This is a genomic window from Novosphingobium fluoreni (assembly GCF_014196615.1).
Classification (GTDB): domain Bacteria; phylum Pseudomonadota; class Alphaproteobacteria; order Sphingomonadales; family Sphingomonadaceae; genus Novosphingobium; species Novosphingobium fluoreni.
The window spans coordinates 152,457-171,701 of the sequence record NZ_JACIDY010000004.1 but is presented as its reverse complement, the minus strand read 5'-3'; the positions used below and the strand labels follow the sequence as shown (position 1 = coordinate 171,701).

At 61.6% G+C, this 19,245-nt stretch carries 18 protein-coding genes; 6 read left to right on the top strand and 12 right to left on the bottom strand.

Annotated elements, in window-relative coordinates; all coding sequences use genetic code 11:
- Positions 1-3: 3 nt before the first annotated feature.
- Together GGR39_RS09950 and GGR39_RS09945 are read right to left on the bottom strand one after the other, a co-directional pair.
- A complete protein-coding gene (locus tag GGR39_RS09950) occupies positions 4-294 on the bottom strand; it encodes an NAD(P) transhydrogenase subunit alpha part 2 (protein WP_058736647.1) in 291 nt (96 codons plus the stop codon).
- A gap of 25 nt (positions 295-319) precedes the next feature.
- On the bottom strand, positions 320-1,462 hold the full coding sequence (locus tag GGR39_RS09945) for a Re/Si-specific NAD(P)(+) transhydrogenase subunit alpha (protein WP_183617117.1): 1,143 nt from the start codon (positions 1,460-1,462) through the stop codon (positions 320-322).
- 235 nt (positions 1,463-1,697) lie between these two features.
- On the opposite strand from GGR39_RS09945, the gene GGR39_RS09940 reads away from it, so the two are divergent.
- Both GGR39_RS09940 and GGR39_RS09935 read left to right on the top strand, forming a co-directional pair.
- Positions 1,698-2,393: a FadR/GntR family transcriptional regulator gene (locus tag GGR39_RS09940; protein WP_058736646.1), complete on the top strand. Its 696-nt coding sequence runs from the start codon at positions 1,698-1,700 to the stop codon at positions 2,391-2,393.
- On the top strand, positions 2,314-3,345 hold the full coding sequence (locus GGR39_RS09935; RefSeq protein ID WP_183616983.1) for an enoyl-CoA hydratase/isomerase family protein: 1,032 nt from the start codon (positions 2,314-2,316) through the stop codon (positions 3,343-3,345). The genes GGR39_RS09940 and GGR39_RS09935 overlap by 80 nt, the downstream gene beginning before the upstream one ends.
- Positions 3,346-3,644: 299 nt before the next feature.
- Here GGR39_RS09935 and GGR39_RS09930 read toward each other — a convergent pair whose 3' ends face one another.
- From GGR39_RS09930 to GGR39_RS09915, 4 genes are all read right to left on the bottom strand, one after another.
- Positions 3,645-3,956, bottom strand: coding sequence for a hypothetical protein (locus GGR39_RS09930; protein ID WP_183616982.1), 312 nt, complete (start codon positions 3,954-3,956; stop codon positions 3,645-3,647).
- Positions 3,957-4,284: 328 nt separating this feature from the next.
- On the bottom strand, positions 4,285-4,719 hold the full coding sequence (locus GGR39_RS09925) for a hypothetical protein (RefSeq protein ID WP_343055851.1): 435 nt from the start codon (positions 4,717-4,719) through the stop codon (positions 4,285-4,287).
- A 494-nt stretch (positions 4,720-5,213) separates the two neighbouring features.
- Positions 5,214-6,002 carry an enoyl-CoA hydratase/isomerase family protein gene (locus GGR39_RS09920; protein WP_183616980.1) on the bottom strand — a complete coding sequence of 263 codons (789 nt, stop codon included), beginning with the start codon at positions 6,000-6,002 and terminating at the stop codon, positions 5,214-5,216.
- On the bottom strand, positions 5,999-6,760 hold the full coding sequence (locus tag GGR39_RS09915; RefSeq protein WP_183617116.1) for an SDR family NAD(P)-dependent oxidoreductase: 762 nt from the start codon (positions 6,758-6,760) through the stop codon (positions 5,999-6,001). The genes GGR39_RS09920 and GGR39_RS09915 overlap by 4 nt, the downstream gene beginning before the upstream one ends.
- A gap of 330 nt (positions 6,761-7,090) precedes the next feature.
- On the opposite strand from GGR39_RS09915, the gene GGR39_RS09910 reads away from it, so the two are divergent.
- Both GGR39_RS09910 and GGR39_RS09905 read left to right on the top strand, forming a co-directional pair.
- Positions 7,091-7,885 (top strand): SDR family NAD(P)-dependent oxidoreductase, encoded by a 795-nt coding sequence (locus tag GGR39_RS09910; protein WP_221226066.1) that lies wholly within the window; start codon positions 7,091-7,093, stop codon positions 7,883-7,885.
- Positions 7,882-8,853, top strand: coding sequence for a zinc-binding dehydrogenase (locus GGR39_RS09905; protein ID WP_183616979.1), 972 nt, complete (start codon positions 7,882-7,884; stop codon positions 8,851-8,853). The genes GGR39_RS09910 and GGR39_RS09905 overlap by 4 nt, the downstream gene beginning before the upstream one ends.
- A 39-nt stretch (positions 8,854-8,892) precedes the next feature.
- Here the strand turns inward: GGR39_RS09905 and GGR39_RS09900 are convergent, their stop codons facing one another.
- Complete coding sequence (locus GGR39_RS09900; protein ID WP_221226065.1) at positions 8,893-11,151, bottom strand: molybdopterin-containing oxidoreductase family protein; 2,259 nt, start codon at positions 11,149-11,151, stop codon at positions 8,893-8,895.
- 275 nt (positions 11,152-11,426) lie between these two features.
- Between GGR39_RS09900 and GGR39_RS09895 the strand changes: the two genes are divergently transcribed.
- On the top strand, positions 11,427-12,326 hold the full coding sequence (locus GGR39_RS09895) for an NADP-dependent oxidoreductase (protein WP_183616978.1): 900 nt from the start codon (positions 11,427-11,429) through the stop codon (positions 12,324-12,326).
- Between the two features lie 98 nt (positions 12,327-12,424).
- On the opposite strand, the gene GGR39_RS09890 is transcribed toward GGR39_RS09895, so the two are convergent.
- Genes GGR39_RS09890 through cysD form a run of 3 tightly spaced genes read right to left on the bottom strand, consistent with a single transcriptional unit; the run spans position 12,425 to position 16,037 of the window.
- Complete coding sequence (locus tag GGR39_RS09890) at positions 12,425-13,204, bottom strand: 3'(2'),5'-bisphosphate nucleotidase CysQ (protein WP_246388604.1); 780 nt, start codon at positions 13,202-13,204, stop codon at positions 12,425-12,427.
- Complete coding sequence (gene cysN / locus GGR39_RS09885; protein ID WP_183616977.1) at positions 13,201-15,117, bottom strand: sulfate adenylyltransferase subunit CysN; 1,917 nt, start codon at positions 15,115-15,117, stop codon at positions 13,201-13,203. The genes GGR39_RS09890 and cysN overlap by 4 nt, the downstream gene beginning before the upstream one ends.
- Positions 15,117-16,037, bottom strand: coding sequence for a sulfate adenylyltransferase subunit CysD (gene cysD, locus GGR39_RS09880; RefSeq protein WP_058736636.1), 921 nt, complete (start codon positions 16,035-16,037; stop codon positions 15,117-15,119). Before cysD ends, cysN begins: the two co-directional genes overlap by 1 nt.
- A gap of 85 nt (positions 16,038-16,122) precedes the next feature.
- Here cysD and GGR39_RS09875 point away from each other — a divergent pair, with 85 nt between their 5' ends.
- Positions 16,123-17,211, top strand: a complete 1,089-nt coding sequence (locus GGR39_RS09875) for a helix-turn-helix transcriptional regulator (RefSeq protein WP_183616976.1) — start codon at positions 16,123-16,125, stop codon at positions 17,209-17,211.
- 17 nt (positions 17,212-17,228) lie between these two features.
- Here GGR39_RS09875 and GGR39_RS09870 read toward each other — a convergent pair whose 3' ends face one another.
- Together GGR39_RS09870 and GGR39_RS09865 are read right to left on the bottom strand one after the other, a co-directional pair.
- On the bottom strand, positions 17,229-18,164 hold the full coding sequence (locus GGR39_RS09870) for an LLM class F420-dependent oxidoreductase (RefSeq protein ID WP_183616975.1): 936 nt from the start codon (positions 18,162-18,164) through the stop codon (positions 17,229-17,231).
- Between the two features lie 151 nt (positions 18,165-18,315).
- A complete protein-coding gene (locus tag GGR39_RS09865) occupies positions 18,316-19,164 on the bottom strand; it encodes an enoyl-CoA hydratase-related protein (RefSeq protein ID WP_058736633.1) in 849 nt (282 codons plus the stop codon).
- Positions 19,165-19,245 lie beyond the last annotated feature (81 nt).

Here is a 19,245-nt window from a genome sequence, read left to right as displayed (position 1 = left end):
AGATCAGCCCTCCTTCCGCTTGAACATCTTGAGCATGCGGTCCGTGATCATGAAGCCAGACACCAGGTTCACCGTGGCGCAGAACACGGCGATCGTGCCCAGCGTCTTGGCGAGGGGCGTGGCGCCCTCCTCACCCGTGATGTGGATCGCCCCGACGATCACCACCGCCGCGATCGCATTGGTCAGGCTCATCAACGGCGAGTGTAGCAGCGGCGAAACCTTTTTGATCAGTTGCAGGCCAAGAAAAGCCGCCAGAATGAAAACGAAGACATAATCGGGATTGAGAGCGGTCATGGTTATGTTCCCCCCGGAGATCAGATCAGGCGGCTTCCACCTGGGCGAAGCGCGAATGGACGATGCGTCCCTCACGCGTCAGGGTGACGGCTTCCACCAGCGGATCATCGGTCGGCATTGCCAGCACCTTGTCCGCCTTGTTCCAGAATGCCTCGATGAAGTTGTAGCAGTTGCGCGCGAACAGGTTTGAAGCGTCCGCCGCCAGGCGCGATGCGCCATCGGCCAGGCCGATGATCAGCACGCCATGCCGTTCCACGACCTCGCCCAAGATAACGCCTTCGACATTGCCGCCGTTCTCTGCGGCCAGATCGACGATGACGCTGCCCTTCTTCATCGTGGCAATCTGCGCATCGCTGACAAGTCGGGGTGCAGGCCGGCCGGGGATCAGCGCCGTGGTGACGACGATGTCCTGCGTCGCGATATGACCAGAGACAAGCGCAGCCTGGCGCTCAAGGTAGGCCGGGCTCATCTCGCCGGCATAGCCGCCCGCCGCCTTGGTGATTTCGTCGCCTTCGCGCACGTCTTCGAAAATGGCCTTGGCGCCCAGAGATTGAATCTGCTCGCGCACTTCGGGGCGAACGTCAGTGGCGGAAACGATCGCACCAAGCCGACGTGCGGTGGCGATCGCCTGCAGCCCGGCGACACCCACGCCCATCACGAAAGCCTTGGCGGCGGGGATGGAACCTGCGGCGGTCGTCATCATCGGCAGGCAGCGGTTAAGCTCCGTCGCGGCGCGCACCACGGCATGATACCCGGCGAGGTTCGCCTGGCTGGAAAGGATGTCCATCGATTGCGCTCGGGTGATGCGCGGCAGTAATTCCAGGGCCATCGCCTCGATGCCGCGTTCAGCGTACGCGGACAAGCGCTGAGGATCGGCATAAGGAGCCAGGCCGCCAATGATCCTGGTGCCGGCCTTGATGCCGGCTAGCGCATCCGGAGCGGGCGGGCGGGCGGCCAGGATGATGTCAGACTGGCTGATCACGGTCTTTCGGTCGGCGATGATAACGCCTTGCGCAGCGTAAGCGGCATCGTCGAAGCCCGCGGACAAACCGGCACCGCTTTCTACCGCGATGTCGATCCCCAGCTTGGCAAACCGCGTGGCTGCTGCGGGAGCCATCGCGACACGATGCTCACCCGGTGCCAATTCCTTTAGAACTCCGATTTTCAAGGGCATTCACCCCTCCCCGTCAGAAAACTACGACCCTTGCGTCGAGTCATTTCGGGGAACGTCATAATCCAATGAAGAGATTAAATGCACTGGTATTTTTGCCATTACCACCCATTCACGGATGCGATGGCGGAAACTGATCTAATAACACGCACATTATAGGAACTTGTGATCGAGCGGTGCCCCAACGCAAAAATACGGCTATGAGCCTGGTCGAACGAGATGAAAGGTATCGATGAGCGTTCAAAAACGCACTTCCCGCGAAAGCCTGGTCAATGGGGCGGTCGCGAAACTGCGCGAGATGATTGTGGCTCAGCCGCCGGAGGCGCAGATCGGTTCTTTGCCCGATCTGGCGAAAATCCTGGGCGTGGGTGTCGTGACCGTGCAGCAGGCGGCTCGTGTTCTAGAGCATGAAGGATTCCTTCAAGTCCGTCGTGGACCGGGCGGTGGCTATTACGGCACCCGCCCCGGCGCGGAAGGTTTGAGCCGGGCAATCTCGGGATTCCTCTCGCTTCACCACTCGGACTATCCAGAGGCGATTGACATCATCACGCTTCTGGATTGCGAGCTGATGGCCGCTGCCGCGCGCACGCCGGACGAAAAGGCGCGTCGAGAACTGACGAGTTTGATCAAGACGCTAGACGATCGCAACACGCCCGCGCAACGCGGCGCGTTCGATCAAAGCATGTTGGACATCCTTTACCTCATGGTAGACCGTCCGTTGATGGAATTGCTTTCCCGCATGGCGGTCCACCACTATGCGGAATATCCACGCGGCCCGTTGTATGGTGGCTCTGAGGGTAAGCAGCGCTGGCGGCGTGAGCGCCGCGGGATCATCTCGGCCATTCTCGATGGCGATCCGGAGCGCGCCCGTTTCGAAGCGCAACGCCGTCGACGTGAAATTATGCGCAAGCTGGATGCCGGCCTTTAATCGCATCGTCGGTGCTCGCGGAACCATCCGTCCTCGCCCGTGGGATCACGCCTATGATGAATTGGAGGCTACTGGATTGAATGTTTCCAGCAATGCTGGAAGGACGTGCGCCACTCATTTCCTCTCGCAATATCACGCAGGAACACCCATGACTGAAAACTCGGACGATGAAGGCCTGAAGATCGAAGTCAAGGACGGCATCGCCATCTTGACGCTGGATACGCCCTCGATGCGCAACTCCATCCCAAACGACCTTGCGGCCGAGTACACCCGTTTCTTCAAAGAGGCCAATACCCGGCAAGACGTGCGCTCGATCCTGATCCGCAGCAGCGGTGATCGCGATTTCTGTCTGGGTGGTGCTGCGGGCAAGAACCCGCCGCCACTTGCCAACAATCCCATCGACTACCGTTTCACTTCCACGCCCCATATCGAAATGTTCAAGGCAATGTGGGAGCTGGAAAGGCCCGTAGTCAGTGCGGTGCAAGGTACTGTGGCGGGTGTGGGTTGGCTGCTGGCGTTGCTGGCCGATATGGTCGTGGCGGCCAAGGGGAGCCGCTGGACCCACGTCTTCATCAAGCGCGGCATGATCCCCCACGCGGGCGATGCATTCTACTTGCCGCGCATCATTCCATTCCACCGCTTGAACGAGATTGCGCTTCTGGGCGATGCCGTCACAGCTGAGACATTGAGCAACTGGGGCCTTATCAATCGCCTGGTTGAGCGAGAAGACTTAGAAGAGACAGCGATGGATTTGGCGCGCAAACTTGCCGATCAGCCCACCCGTGCAATCGGCTTGGCCAAGCGCCACTATCGCCGCTCGCTGGAGGCGGATTGGAATACGGTGCTGCGTGAGGAAATGACCGGCCAAGCGTTGTATTCCACTTCAACCGATCGCAACGAGATTATAGCGGCTGGTCGGGAAGGCCGCAAACCCACACTGACCGGCAATTGATCAGCGCCTGCGCGCGGCCCGCCGCGCGCACGTCGATCGTATATGATATAGGCGGCTTCGGGTTCGGCTGATCAAGCGGCGCCTAGAAGGAACACCGGCATAGTTCGTCCCGGCTCCACTTTGCCACCATTTCAGGCGTCGCGATCCCGTCGACTGGCTGGACGAGCTATCGCCCGCCGGTCGAGTGTTGGACCGCTCAAATGTGAAAAGCCCGCCAAGCGTAACGCTGGCGGGCTTTCGTATAATCTCGCCCTGCGGCGATCTGTTGGCGCCCGGAAGTCTTGTTCCGGGCTGCCCAATCAGAGCTTGTTGACGTCTGCCGTGGTCAAGCTGGTCACCAGGACCTTCTCGGAAGGCGTGAGCGTCGAAGCCGGGATCATCACGAAGCGACCACGATAGATGATCTGTACCGATGCGGGCTGGCCCGATGCATCGTTGATCACGCGATCGATCGAACCCACGCGGCCGCCGTTGGAGGTCTTAACCAGCACGCGCGGCTTGATGACTGCGGTGGCGGCAGCGGTCGCGGTGGGCGAGGAAGCAGGCACTTCAGCGGCGACGGCGGCAGTGCTCAGCGAGAAGACAGCGGCGGTGAGAATCAGATGCTTCATGGTGAAAATCCACTTCAAATTGGGCTGGTCCGCAAAGCGGCACCGGATGACCGTTATGCCGCATCTGCGAATTAATCTCGCAAATGCCATAACTACTCACCAAGTCAAGGATTATGCGGGGGCTGAAAAAGGCGGACACTTCTTTGTCGAACCGAACGCGGTTTTGTAGCGCCAGATTATTCCAATTCGTCAGCCTTTTAATCCCCGTATCTCATAAGCTAAACGAGAATTCTGCGGCCACACCGGGGGGTTCCACGGCGACGTCAAACACGCGAAAATTAGCCGTCTCGCCATGATTTCCCGTCGAATCAACTAAGCTGATCGATATCTAGGCAGGAAGGCCGCCACGTCCCTGCAGGATCGCGCTGGCCTCTGCGGTCAGTGTGTAGACTGCCTCCCGTTGCGCGCCACGATTGTGGTGATCCACCCGAAAGCCTTGATAATGCCGCCTCAGCAGACCGGCTCGCACCAGATCGGAAACGGCGGTGCTCACGTTGCAGCGACCGGACTTGCGCACATGATCGCGTGTCGCCTGCTCGATCGTGGCGTCCGCGGCTGCCGCGTCTTCGGGCAGTTTGCCGTCCGACTTCAACTGCTCGCGGACCTTGGCGATGACGGCTTGCCGGCGCTGATCGCGGTGCGCCAGAGGCAGCAATGCATCACACAGCCAGTCGCGGATGGATACTCGTTCACCCGGCGTATCGACATACGGCCCTGCGCTACCATCCGACCGCGCAATCTCGGCGATCAGATGCAACACCATGAAGGCGTACCGAGGTCGCCGCGAGTGCGCCGCGATCCGCTCGATGGCCACTGCCTGGCTTGGTGGTGCTGCAGGCGCGGACCTGGGAACTGGCACCGCGGCTACCTTCGCGAAGAGATCCATTTGTTGGAACATTGGGTGAATCTAGCAGGCTCGGGCGAGATGTGAATCCCTTCCGAGCACAGGGCGTCCCCTTTTTCAGCCCTGAAACTTTAGCAGGGGCAGCACGGTGTCGACTGCGTTAGCCGCGCAAGCTCTACCGTTACCGATCAACTTCAGCGCCATCGACCCCAGCCGAGTTTCGCCGCTGAAACTTAACCCGAAAATTTGGTAAAGTTTCACGGTTGAAATCTGCCTCTAGACCGGGATTGCCTCTGCTGGAATGTCTTCCGTAAATCGCAGAGGGCCCTGTCAGCGCCCTAGGCAGGGCACGTGTTTCCACTCTCCCGGCTCGCTCAGCCAGAAGACGCCCTGAACTTCGGGATGAACAGAGATTAGACGCCGCTAAAGTCAGGTTTGCGGCGATCGAGGAAGGCGCTGACCCCCTCTTTGGCCTCCCCAGCGGCTCCTGCCTGAGAAATGGCCACTACTTCCTGCGCGAGATGCGCCACCAGATCATTGGCGCTGCCCGCCATTAGCAAGGACCGGCTCGTTCCGATCGCGCGCACCGGCATGGACGCCAGGCGGCTCGCAAGCGCCGCGCCTTCCGCTTCGATATCGTCGGTCGATATCACGCGCGTCGCCAATCCAATCGCGACCGCCTCCGTGGCGGTAATCCGTTCGTTGCCGATCACCATCCGCTGCGCTTGCCGCATCCCGACGAGCTTGGGCAACAGCCAGCTCATCCCGCCGTCGGGCGTCAGGCCAATGCCCCCATAAGCGGCGGTGAAGTGCGCCTTGTCTGTGCACAGCACGTAGTCGCCCATGATCGCCAGGCTCAATCCGTACCCCGCCGCCGGGCCATGGACGAGGGTGATCATCGGCTTAGGCATCGTGAGGAAAATCCCGGCCGCTTCGTTGGCCGCCCCAGCCAGCTTGCTCAGGAAGCCGGACAAGTCATCGCCTGCGCCGGAGAAGCCAGAGATGTCTCCGCCTCCGCAGAACAACTTGCCACGGGCGCGAACAACGACGCAGCGGATCGCGGCATCGTCCCTGCACTGACCTGCCACATCTACGAGGCCGTTGGCCAGCTCCTGATTCAGCGTGTTCCCGCTGTCCGGCCGATTGAGCGTGATCGTGGCGATCCCATCCTCGATCGCGAAAAGAATAGGAGCCTCGCTCATCGCGGAGCCATCCGGATTGCGCCATCCAGACGGATGACTTCACCATTCAGCATCGGATTGGTCACGATTGCCTCAACCAGTTGCGCATATTCATCGGGCCTGCCCAATCGACTGGGATGCGGCACTTGGGCCCCCAACGCGTCCTGCACGGCTTGCGGAAAGCCCTCCATCATCGGCGTCAGGAACAGGCCCGGTGCGATAGTCATCACCCGGATCTTGTGCTGGGCAAGGTCCCGCGCAATCGGCAGGGTCATACCGACAACACCGCCTTTTGAAGCACTGTAGGCGGCTTGCCCGATCTGCCCATCGAACGCTGCAGCGGATGCTGTATTGATGATCACACCGCGTTCCCCTTCTTCCTCGTCGAGCGTCGCGGTCCGCGCCGCGAACTTCGCTATGACATTGAAGGTGCCGATCAGGTTGATCGCGATCGTGCGGCTGAAGGCATCAAGCGCGTGCGGTGCATTGCCCTTGCCAACGGTCCTGATCGCAGGCGCTACGCCGGCACAGTTCACCAGGATGCGCGCAACGCCATGCGCTTGTTCGGCTCGGTCCAGCGCAGCCGCCACGCTGGCATCGTCGACCACATCAACCCGGACATAACGCCCGCCAATCTCGGCAGCCACGGCCCTCCCCGCCTCGTCGTTGAGATCAAAGATCGCCACTTTCGCGCCACCGGCCGCCAGCCGCTGCGCGGTCGCTCGGCCCAGGCCCGAGGCGCCCCCCGTGACGATCGCCGCTTGCCCTGCAATTTTCACGTCCGTCTCCCGCCAAGGATCGCGCCCGGCATTTGACGGCGTGGGCTGCGAGTGGTCAGCGCGTGGGTTAAGTTTCATCCTTGATAGTGTCAACAAACCCCGGGGCTGGTCTTATCCCGCTTATCGAGAGCGGGCGTGAAACGGACACCCACGGTGCGATATCATGACGGGATGAAGTCGAGAGGAGCATTGGTGATTAACCCTCTCAAATAACTAAAAAGGATCCCAACGTCGAAAAACGCCTCAATATCGTGTAGGCGCTGCTGCGGCTGTCGGATTGCACACGACGATCAGCTCGGTCATCCTGCTTTAAACGATAAGGTGCGGCAGATGGGCAGTATCGATCTTTTTCGGTTGAACGACCGGGTGGCGATCGTGACCGGAGCATCACGCGGTCTTGGCCGGGCGATCGCATTGGGATTCGCCGAAGCAGGTGCGTATGTCGTCCTTTGCGCGCGCGATCGAGCGAGGCTGGAAAGCGTGGCGGAGGAGATACGCGGCAAAGGCGGAAGCGCCAGCATCATCAGCTTCGATCTTGCCGACCACCAAGCTGTCGAAAACGCCATTCCCGCGATCGTCGCAGGGCATGGCCGGGTCGATATTCTGGTGAACAACGGCGGCATCAGCGAGTGGAGTGCCTTTACCGAGTCGACTACCGAGCGATGGCAGACCGTTTTCGATACGAACGTGAAGGCGATGTATGTGCTTTCGCGCGAGGCGGCAAAACCGATGATCGCGCAGGGGAAAGGGCGGATCATCAACTTCGGTTCCTACGTTTCCACCATCGGGCGTGAACGGCTTGCCGCCTATACCGCCAGCAAGCACGCCGTCGCCGGTCTCACCAAATCGATCGCGGGAGAACTGGGCCGCCACAACGTGACCTGCAATGCCATCGCGCCCGGCTTTTTTGATACCGACATGGCCGCTCCCACCGTTGCCGATCCGGAGCGCGCGCGCGTATTCCGGTCGGCTATCGCGATGGGAAGGTTCGGCGATCCTTGCGAGATTGTCGGAGCGGCGATCTTCCTCGCCTCCGACGCGGCGTCCTATGTCACGGGTCAGATTCTTCATGTCGATGGCGGCGTTGCCAATGCCCTGTCGCTGCCCGTCTCGGTGACCCAATGAAGGCAATCCTTGGGGACGGCGATGGCGGCGTCGTGATCCGCGACGTCGCGGATGCGCCGGCGCCTGGCGCAGGGGAAGTGCGCGTGACGATGGCGCTGGCCCCCGTCAATCCGGCAGATCGGATGCTTGTTGCCGGGGCATATTCACTCGCGGTCGCGCACGACGAGATCGTCGGTGCTGAAGGGGTAGGACGGGTCGACACGGTGGGCCACGAGGTGGCGGGCCTACTCCCGGGAGACCGCGTGATCTGCCTTGATCGCGGAAACTGGACGCAGCAGCGTACGATTGCAGCCGATCGTGTGATCCGCGTGCCGGATGCCTTGGCCGATCCATTGGCAGCCGTGCTGCGCATCAATCCGCCAACGGCCGAGCGCATGCTGGGCAAAGGCGATCTCCATCCCGGCGATTGGGTGATCCTCAACGGTGCGGCATCAATGGTGGGTCGGTTGACAGTGGTGCTGGCACGCGAACGTGGCGTGCGCACCTTGTGCCTCGTGCGGGATGTCGGCGCGGCTGCGCCGGTGCTGTCCAATCTCGGCGCCGATGCGATCATCGCGGATGACGGCGAAGTGCCGCAGCGCGCTGCCGCGATTATCGGCGAAGCTGGCGCCAGGTTGGCGCTGGACTGCGTGGCGGGAGAAGCGTCGGGGCGGTTGGCCGCCTGCCTGGGCCATTCCGGTCTACTGATGGTCTATGGCAACCTTTCCGGCCAAGCCTGCGCCATCCCCTCCAGCCTGCTCACCGGGCGCGGTGTCAAAGTGCGGGGGTTCAGTTTGCGGCCAGACGAAGGCCGGGCCGCTCGTGCAGAGCTGCAACCGATGTTCGCGCGTTTGGCGCAACTTCTGGCAGACAATCCTGCCATCGTTCCCCCGCACACCGTGTATCCTGCCGCTCGGATCGCTTTCGCTCTTGATCACCCCGGGCCGGGACGCGCGCTGATAGCGTTAGACCGCGCGGCATGGACCTGAGTGACCCGCGCGCCGATAGACAGCGGGTTGAAGCGGCCTCTACAAGGCGACCGGAGAATTAACCCTGCGGATGTTGCAGCGAAGGCCGCGCAGGGGTTGATCACCAGAAAAGCTTGAGAGGCGCGGGTCCGTGGGCGTGATCATGTTGGCATTGGCCTCCATCGCGCCTGACAAATCCCTGCCCGGTCCTCGCTTGGGATCCCACCAGTAACCCGCCAGGTTCACCACGCCGGGGCGCACCGCATCCGTCAGCGCCGCCTTTTGCCGGATGGAGCCTTCGGGCCGCAGGATCTCCAGCCAGTCGCCCTCCGCCACGCCGAATTCCGCAGCCGTGTCAGGATGCATTTCCACCAGCGGCTCCGGATGGCGCGCGCTCATCTTGCGCGAATGGCGCATCGTCGATCCCATGAATTCCAGCACGCGGCTGCCGGTCAACATCTGGAGCGGATAAGCCTCGGGATCATCGACATCGGGCCGGGCGTAGGGCGGGCCGGTATAGACCGGGGTGGGCTCAATCCCGAACTTCGCGAACATGCTGGGCACCAGTTCCACCTTGCCGGAAGCGGTGGCGAAGCCCTGCTGGCGATACCTCTGGTACGTGCGGCCTTCCGGCAGGAAGCTGTTCTGCTCGGCCTCCGTCCATTGCTTGTGCGTCATGCCGCTGGGTTCCAGAAAGCGATCCAGCATCGCCGTCACATCCTCGGGCCACTCTGCCGGATCGAGCAGACGGCGGCCCAGCCCAGACCACAGATCGTAATCGTCGCGTCGCTCGTATCGCGGGCTCACGGTGCGCTGGCCAGTGTTGAACATGCGGGTAAAGCCCCAGCGCATCGCCATTTCGTGGCGCTCCAGGAAATCGGCGGCGGGCAGGATGTAATCGGCCAGCTGCGCCGTGGGCGTCTGCCAGTGATCCATCACCACCAGCAATTCCAGTTCGTCGCTGGTGAACGCCTCTTGCGCAAGCTTTGCGCCACCATAGTTCATCAGCGGTTCGCCATTCTGGACGATGATGGCGCGCACGCGATAGGGGTCGCCCTCCAGAACGGCGCGGTAGAGGTGGGGCTGGCTGGCGAAAAGCATGTATTGCGCGGCGTAGTGGCCATCGGGCTTCACGTTCGCCATCGCCTCGCGAAAGGCGGCATAGCCTTTGACCGATGAGATCGGAATATCGTGCGCGTTCACGTTATCGCGCTGGCGGACGGGGTGGTCGATCAGCTTGCCGAAGTCGATCAGGTCCCAATAAGCCAGGGTGCGATAAGGATCATCCTCGAAGGTCTCGCCGCCCAGGACATCGAGGTTGCCGGTAATGGCGCGTAGGATCGCCTGCCCCAGCAAGGCGGAACGCGATGCACCCTCCCCGATCTGGGTCGCCGCGACGCCGAACGAAAGCCGCGCCGGCTTGCTGGTGGCATATGTCCGCGCTGCCGCCACGATCAGTTCGGCGGGAATACCGGTGACTTCGCTGGTACGCTCCGGCGTCCACTCCGCAGCGATGTCGCGCACTTGGTCGAAAGCGAGGCACCAGTCTTCGACGAATTGTTTGTCGTACAGCTCTTTGGCGATGATCGTTTGGATCATGCCCAATGCCAAGGCACCATCCGTGCGGGGCTTGATCTGCAGATGCATGTCGGCGATCGCAGCGGTCTTGGTGCGCCTTGGATCGATGACGATCAGCTTCATCGCGCCATCCGCCACCGCCTTTCGCAACGGCCCCCACCCCATCGGGTTGCTTTCCGCGGGGTTTCCTCCCCACACGATCAGGCATTGCGTGATGCCCGGGATCGGCGGCACCGTGATCGTGTCCCAACCATAGACCGAGCATTCGGTGACGATCGGCCCCGCCCCGCAATTGCGGCCACAGTTGATGAAGTTGGGCGTGCCCCATTGCGTGATGAAGCGCCAGGTGGCCCAGTCACGCGAATGCTGCGTGCCGCCCAGCGTCGCCAAGGCTTCCGGCCCTTCGCGCTCCCGGATGTCGGACAGCTTCGCGGCGATCTCGTCCATCGCCTGCTCCCACCCGATCCGTTCCCACTGACCGTCTCCGCGCTTGCCCACCCGCTTCATGACGAAATTGACGCGATCGGGATGCTCATGGATTTCGATCGCGGCGCTGCCCTTCGGACAGAGTTTGCCTTGGTTTACCGGGTTGCCGGGATCGCCATGGAAGCGCACGGGGCGGTCATCCTCGACCTCGACGAGCATGCCGCAGTTCGTTGGACAAAGCCCGCACAGCGTGCGCTTGGTCGATCCGCCGAACTGCAGCCGGCCCGTCGCTCTTTCCGCCTCGGCCATGCTCATCCTCTCGATTGCTTAATCTTGGCCACAGATCATGCGCCTGGCCATGACCACGTGGCAAGAACGCACTAAAACCGTCCCATGTTTAGGATCACCAAACGTGTAAGTGCGCGATATTGTTTACAGGTGACCCCAACTCGCTGCGTCATCTACGGCAGGGAATGCGCGTGAGACGCTTGACCGATAGTCCGTGTTCGCCCACATTTTCAGCTGTGTTCAGGCGATCCGCCTGTCCTTCTTCCGCTCATCCCCGATAGACCGACAGGAATGATGCCATCATGCGTGCAGTAGCGATCAATCAGTACGGTGGCCCCGACGTTCTGGAGCTAACCGACCTACCCATGCCGCAAGTTGCCGACGGGCAGGTCCTGATTGCGGTGAGGGCAGCCGCCGTCAATCCGGCTGACGGCAAATGGCGCGCCGGGATGTTCGAACAAATCGCTCCGGTGCCGATGCCGCACGTCTTGGGCTATGACGTCGCCGGCACGATCGAGGCTGGCAGTGGCTTTGTGGAAGGAACGCGCGTGGTCGCCATGCTCAATACCTTCACCAAGGGGGGCTACGCCGAGTTCGCCGCAGTGAACGCCAGCGACGTGGCGACCATTCCAGACGACATGAGCTTCGAAACGGCCGCCGCACTGCCCACCGCAAGCCTCACTGGTGTCCAGCTCGTCGACAAGGCCGTGAACGCGCAGGCGGGGGATCGGATACTGATCACCGGCGCTTTGGGTGCTGTTGGCAGTGTCGCGGTGTGGGCGGCGCTGGAACGCGGCGCACATGTCATCGCCGGTGTCCGCGAAGGCAGGGCTGATGACGCAAAAACGATCGGCGCTTTGGAAACGGCAATCATTGGCAAGGACTGGCCAGGTGAGCCGTTCGACCATATCATCGACACGGTGGGCGGCCCGGGCGTTGCGGTGCTGGCCAAGCATCTGAAGCCCGGCGGTAAATTCATTACCGCAGCCACCGACCCGATCCCGTCAGACGGTTTGCCGGTTCAACCCGAATTCTTTGGCGTCAGTCCGAGCGGAGATGACCTAGCCCGCATCGTAGGGGCGGTGTCGACCGGCAAGCTTGCGATCGCGATCGCGAAAACCCTGCCCTTGTCAGCAGCGGCCAAAGCCCAGGCGATCGTTGATGCCGGGGGAACTGGTGGCAAGGTGATCTTGACGCCCTGATACCAGACATCGGCGACACAAAATGCAGCGCGGTCGTTCGAATCACGATCGCGAAAAAGCGGGGATAGGCAATTCCACCTCTCCCCGCTTTTCAAAATTTAGGCGTCAGCCTTGGTTTCGGCGTTGAAGGCGCGCAGCGCGTTCATCACCAGATCCACATGTTCTTTCCGGCAGATCAACAGATCCGGCAGATAGACGTCAGACTGATTGTACACCAGCGGCGAGCCGTCGATGCGCGAACAGTGCAGGCCGTGGGCTGCGGCCACGGCGACGGGCGCCATGCTGTCCCACTCGTACTGCCCGCCGGAGTGGAGGTAGATATCCGCTTCACCCAGGATAACCGCCATCGCCTTGGCACCGGCTGATCCCATCGGCACCAGTTCCGCATCGATACGCTCAGCAACGCCGGTCGCTTCCGCGGCCGGACGCGTGCGGCTGACGACCATGCGCAGTTTCTCCGGCGCTGCCGGAATGGACTGCGGCTCATCCGTGCGCAGAACACGACCCGCACCCGGTAGCGCCACCGCACCGATCACCGCTTCACCGTCGATCGCCAAACCGACATGGACAGCCCAGTCGGCCCGCTCTTCGCCGTATTCGCGCGTGCCGTCCACCGGATCGACGATCCACACGCGGCTCTTTTCGAGCCGCGCCGGATTGTCTTTTTCCTCTTCGGACAGCAGACCATCCTCCGGACGAGCACAGCGCAAGGCATGGACCAGAAACTGGTTGGCGGTCTGATCGCCCGCCTTGCCCAGCGCCTTGGCGGGGAACACGCCGGAGGCGCGAACCTCCAGCAGGATCCGCCCCGCGACCTCGGCCAGATGCGCCGCCAGAGCAGCATCGCTCATCGCGGCGGTATCGATCGGGCCGCTCATGGGATTAGCCTCTTCACGATCTCTTCAGCCGCTTCCTCGGCGGTCATCGAGGTGGTGTCGACGCGGATTTCCGGATCTTCTGGCGCTTCATAAGGACTATCGATCCCGGTGAAGTTCTTCAGATCACCCGCACGTGCCTTGGCATAGAGCCCCTTCACGTCCCGCGCTTCGGCATCGGCCAGCGGCGTGTCGATGTGGACCTCGATGAACTCACCCGGCTTCATCATCTGGCGCACCATCTCTCGCTCCGAACGGAACGGCGAGATGAAGGCGGTGATGACGATGAGACCCGCGTCGGTCATCAGCTTTGCCACCTCACCTACGCGGCGGATGTTCTCCACGCGGTCGGCATCGGTGAAACCGAGGTCCTTGTTCAGCCCGTGGCGCACGTTGTCGCCGTCGAGAAGGAAGGTGTGGCGGTTCATGCGCGCCAGCTTCTTCTCGACTAAGTTGGCGATCGTCGACTTGCCCGCACCCGAAAGCCCGGTGAACCACAACACCGCGGGGCGCTGGTTCTTCAGACCCGCATGGAACTCACGGCTGACGTCGGTGGCCTGCCAGTGCACGTTCTGTGCCCGGCGCAGCGAGAAGTGCAGCATGCCCGCAGCGACAGTGGCGTTCGTGATCTTGTCGATCAGGATGAAGCCACCCAGCGTGCGGTTCTTCTCGTAAGGCTCGAACACGATCTGCTTGTCGGTCGACAGGTTGGCGACGCCGATCGCGTTGAGATCCAGCGTCTTGGCCGCCAGGTGCTCCATCGTGTTGACGTTGACCTGGTACTTGGGCGCCTGGACAGTCGCGGTGACCATCTGCGTGCCCAGCTTCAGCCAGTACGAACGACCCGGCAGCATCTCTTCGTCGGCGAGCCACACGATGGTGGATTCGAACTGGTCCGCCACCTGCGGCGGATTGCCGGAAGAGGCGATGACATCGCCGCGCGAACAGTCGACTTCGTCTGCAAAGCACAGCGTGACCGACTGACCGGCCGCCGCCTGCTGCAGATCACCATCCAGCGTGACGATGCGGCTGATCGTGCTGGTCTTGCCCGAGGGCAGGACGCGGATAGCATCGCCGACCTTGACTACGCCGGTCGCGATCTGACCGGAGAAGCCCCGGAAATCCAGATTCGGACGATTGACCCACTGCACAGCCATGCGGAAGGGCTTTTCCTGGTCCGAAACCTGATCGACCTCGACATCCTCAAGATGCTGGATCAGCGCCGGCCCCTTGTACCAAGGCGTATTTTCGCTCGGCCCCGTGATGTTGTCACCCTTGAATCCCGAAATGGGGATCGGAGTGAACTGCTTGATGCCGATCGAATGCGCGAACTCGGTGTAGTCCTTGAGGATGCCGTCGTAGACCGCTTGATCGTAATCGACCAGGTCCATCTTGTTGATGGCAAGGACGATGTTCTTGATGCCGATCAGGTGCGCCAGATAGCTGTGGCGGCGCGTCTGCACCAGCACGCCCTTGCGCGCGTCGATCAGGATCACGGCGAGGTCGGCGGTGGAGGCGCCGGTCACCATGTTGCGCGTGTACTGCTCGTGTCCGGGCGTATCGGCGACGATGAACTTGCGCTTTTCGGTGTTGAAGAAGCGATAGGCGACGTCGATGGTGATGCCCTGCTCACGCTCGGCGGCGAGGCCGTCTACCAACAGCGCGAAGTCGATTTCTTGGCCCTGCGTGCCGACCTTCTTGCTGTCGGACTCCAGCGCTTCCAGCTGATCTTCGAAGATCATCTTGGAATCGTAAAGCAGGCGGCCGATCAACGTCGACTTGCCATCGTCCACCGACCCGCAGGTGATGAACCGCAGCATGGTCTTGTGCTGATGGGTTTCGAGGTACTTGTTGATGTCCTCGGCGATGAGGGCGTCGGTCTGGTAGACCGACTCGTCTGCGATAACGTCCGACATCAGAAATACCCCTCCTGCTTCTTTTTCTCCATGCCGGCGCCGCCGGCGTCCTTGTCGATCACGCGACCCTGACGTTCGCTCGTGGTGGTCAGCAGAGTTTCCTGGATGACCTCCGGCAGGGTCTTGGCCGTGCTTTCCACAGCGCCGGTCAGCGGGAAACAGCCCAGCGTACGGAAGCGGATCGAGCGGTTTGTGATCTCGGGCCGCTTGCCCATGACCTTTTCCAGACGCTCAATATCGTCGGCCATGAACAGCTGGCCTTCCCACTGGAACGTCGGACGCTCCGCGGCGAAGTACAGCGGCACGATCGGCACGTCGTTCAGGTGGATATACTGCCAGATGTCCAGCTCGGTCCAGTTGCTGATCGGGAATACCCGGATCGATTCACCTTTGTTCTTGCGGGCATTGTAGAGGTTCCACAATTCCGGGCGCTGGTTCTTCGGGTCCCAGCCATGGCTGGCGGTGCGGAACGAGAAGATGCGCTCCTTGGCGCGGCTCTTCTCTTCATCGCGGCGCGCGCCGCCAAAGGCGGCATCGAAGCCGTAAAGATTCAGGGCCTGCTTGAGACCCTCTGTCTTCCACATGTCGGTATGCAGGGCGCCGTGGTCGAACGGGTTGATGCCGCGCTCTTCGGCTTCGGGATTGTGATAGACGAGCAGTTCCATGCCGCTTTCCTGCGCCATGCGATCGCGCAGGTCGTACATCGCCTTGAACTTCCACGTCGTATCGACGTGAAGGAGCGGAAACGGCGGCGGCGAGGGATAGAATGCCTTGCGGGCCAGGTGCAGCATCACCGCGCTGTCCTTGCCTACCGAATACAGCATCACCGGCTTCTCCGCTTCGGCAACCACTTCGCGAAGAATGTGGATGCTCTCTGCCTCGAGGCGTTCGAGATGCGTCAAAGTCTGTGGATCGACCATTTACCTCTCCCATTTGATTGTGGAGCTTGTTTCATGTTCGCATCAGGAGTTGACCCCCCATATGGGGGTGCAATAGATTATCGTCATGAGGCTTCAGGATGATCGTCTTCTTCGCGCTCTTTACGATGGCATTTTTGAGCAGCCGCTGTGGCAGAGCTTCCTTGATATCCTGCGCGATACGTCCCAATCCGATTTCGTCGTTATGTCTTTCCGGTCTCCGGACGATCCCACCCTGACAAGCCTGTACTCCGGTGAGCAGGCGGGCGAGGAAGTGGATATCATCTTCACCAGACGCTTCGCCGACAAGCCGATGCCGTTCTGGGAGATGCGGGAAGACCGCGTCTATTCCATGGCGGAACTGGTCGATCGCGCCGATCCGCTGCAACGCGCCTACCATGATGAGGTGCTAACGCCATGGGGGATGACCAGCCAGTATTCCGTACGCGTGGCGGAAAAGGGCGGCACTGACGTTTGGCTGAGTTGTTTCGGACGACGGCCGTTGAGTGTCTCGGTCAGCGCCAGGCTCTCCACGTTGGCGCCTCATTTACGCACGGCCATGCGTATGTTCATGGCGCTGGAGCAGGAGCGCTTCCGCTCGGAACTTTCGGCGGAAGCCTTTCGCAAGCTTAACTTCGGGTGGTTGACGCTGGATGCCGAGTGCCGGATCATCGACACCTCACCGCACATGGAACGGATATTCGAGCGAAGCCGCGCGTTGCGCCGGGGCCGGTACAATCGCTTGGTGGCGCAACGGCCCGCATTGGATCGGGAGATTACCGCGGCCGTCAAGATGCTCGCGCTGGACGCGGCCGCGCGTCCGATCGCTTTCAACCTGTCCCGCGATCCCCTGATGGACGTCCTGATCGCCCCGCTGAGGACCAAGGCGCTCGTATCGCAGAGCCGGCCGGTCGCCATCGTCTATGTAAACGGCGATAGGGAATCGCAGGCCGACCGATGCGAGCAGCTTGTCGAACTTTTCGGCCTGCTCCCCAGCGAGGCCCGGCTGGCCTGGGCGATCGCGCAGGGGCTGACGATCAGCGAGGCGGCCGAGCAACTGGGCCTGACGGTCGAAACCGCACGCAGCTACTCAAAGAAAATCTACTCCAAGACCGGCGCGCGCGGACAGGCCGAACTGGTGCGCAACATTCTGACCAGCGTGTTGGCGATGGCCTGAGTGGTCAGGAAAGCCGCTCAGGCCGCGATTTCCGTGTCGCCGAACTGCGGCAGTATTTCGGTCGCCAGCCATTGCACCAGGGCGAACATATCGGCTCTGTCGCGAGCCATGGCGTTGAGGGAGACCTGCCCCACCCCGAGGGCCTGATAGGCGCGCAGGGTGTCAAAAACCTTCTCGGGCGCCTTAATCGCGCCATGTTCGAACCGGACGTCGATGCTGGTGAACCATTGCAGCGCGTCAGGATCCCGACCCGCCGCCACGGCTGCGGCACGCGTATCTTCCATCCCGCTCGCCTGCGCTTCTGGATCAAGCTTCGACGTTATCCAGCCATTGCCGACGCGTCCCGCCCGCCGGCGAGCGACAGGGGCGTGGCCGCCGATCAGAATCGGCAAGGGTCGCTGCAAAGGGTGCGGCTTGGGATCGATCTCCTCGAACTCGTAGAACCGCCCCTTGTAGGAAACATAAGAATCGTCCGATTCCCACAGGGTGCGCAATACCGCGATATGTTCGTCCGTGCGCGCGCCGCGCTCATCCCACGGCATCTGCATGGCCGTGGCCTCCTCCTCCAACCAGCCCACGCCGATGCCAAGGTCCACGCGGCCACCCGACATCGCATCCAGCGTGGCGATCTGGCGAGCGTTATAGATCGGATTGCGCAGCGGCAGCACCAGTATACCGGTGCTGAGCCGTACCCGCTTGGTCAGGCCCGCAACGTAACCCATAACGGTGAGGCACTCGTAGAGCGGCGTCAGCGTTTTCTTCAGGTTGTCTTCGGGAATGCCGGTTGGCTTGGCCCCCAGGTTATACTCTGATTCAACCGCCCGCGGCAGCGCCAGGTGGTCGAAAAAGCCCAGCCCGTGAAAGCCCGATTCCTCGACCGTCTGCGCGAAATCGCGGATCATTTCAGGCGATGCGAGCGGGCCGCCATGCGGCATTACGATATGGATCTGCATCAATCTCTCCTGTCGCGGCTGCATACCTTAAAACCCGACAGGCCAAACCGTCACGCGCTCCTAACCACATATGTGAAAAGCGCGTGCGAGGCGAAAATGAAGGGAGCGCGAGTTCGACCGCAGCCCCCTTCGTCGCGATTGACGCGCTCGCTCAGTCGCCCTTGTAATCAATGTCCTTGAAGGCGCCGTCTCGCCATTCCAGCGCGCCTTTCAGGCCCTTTTCGGCCGCAACCTTCTGGAAAGTGCCCGCCGTCGGCCTGACCCGCGCCATACTCACCATGTGCCAATGCACACCCATTTGCAGGCCGTTCTTGAAACCCATCATCTCGTAGTTTTCGTTCAGCGCCCCCTTGTTAACCGCCAGCAAGTCCACGGGGACGCTGGCCAGCGCGGCGACTTCTTTTTCGACTTCGGCATCAAGCTGATCGGCGGGGAAGCTCTTGACGATCCAGCCCCATTCGGCCGCCTGCTTGCCGCTGATCACGCCACCGGTCAGCTGCAGATATTTCGCGCGGGCCATTCCCATCTTCCACGGGAAGAACGAGGTATCGGGCGAAGACATGCCGCGCGTGGCCGGATAGCCGATCTTGGCGTTGTCTGCGGCAAAGACGATGTCACACAGCGACATAAGCTCTGTGCCGCCCGCGAGACACGCGCCCTGCACCTTGGCGACCACGGGCTTCATCAAGTCCCAGATGGTCAGCCAGTCCTTCACGCAATTTCGTGCGTACTGATCGCTCCAGGTGTCGAAATGCTGCTCGGAAATATAGCCACCCTCGGGGACGGAGTAGCCCTTCAGGTCGTAGCCCGCGCAAAAGACAGGGCCTGCACCGTCGATTAGCACCACGGAAACGTCATTATCACGCTCTGCCGCCTTCAAGGCGGTTACGATCTCCGCCCGCAGGACGGTGCCAAGCGCGTTTCGGTTTTCCGGTACGTTCAGCGTGATGCGCGCGATCTTGTTCTCCACCCGGTACTGAATCTTGGTGTATTCTTCCACGGTATCATCCTCTTCTTAGCGGGGTGGCGGGCGACCTTTCACCGGCAACTCCGAGGCAGCGAAACGTCACGGTATCCCTGA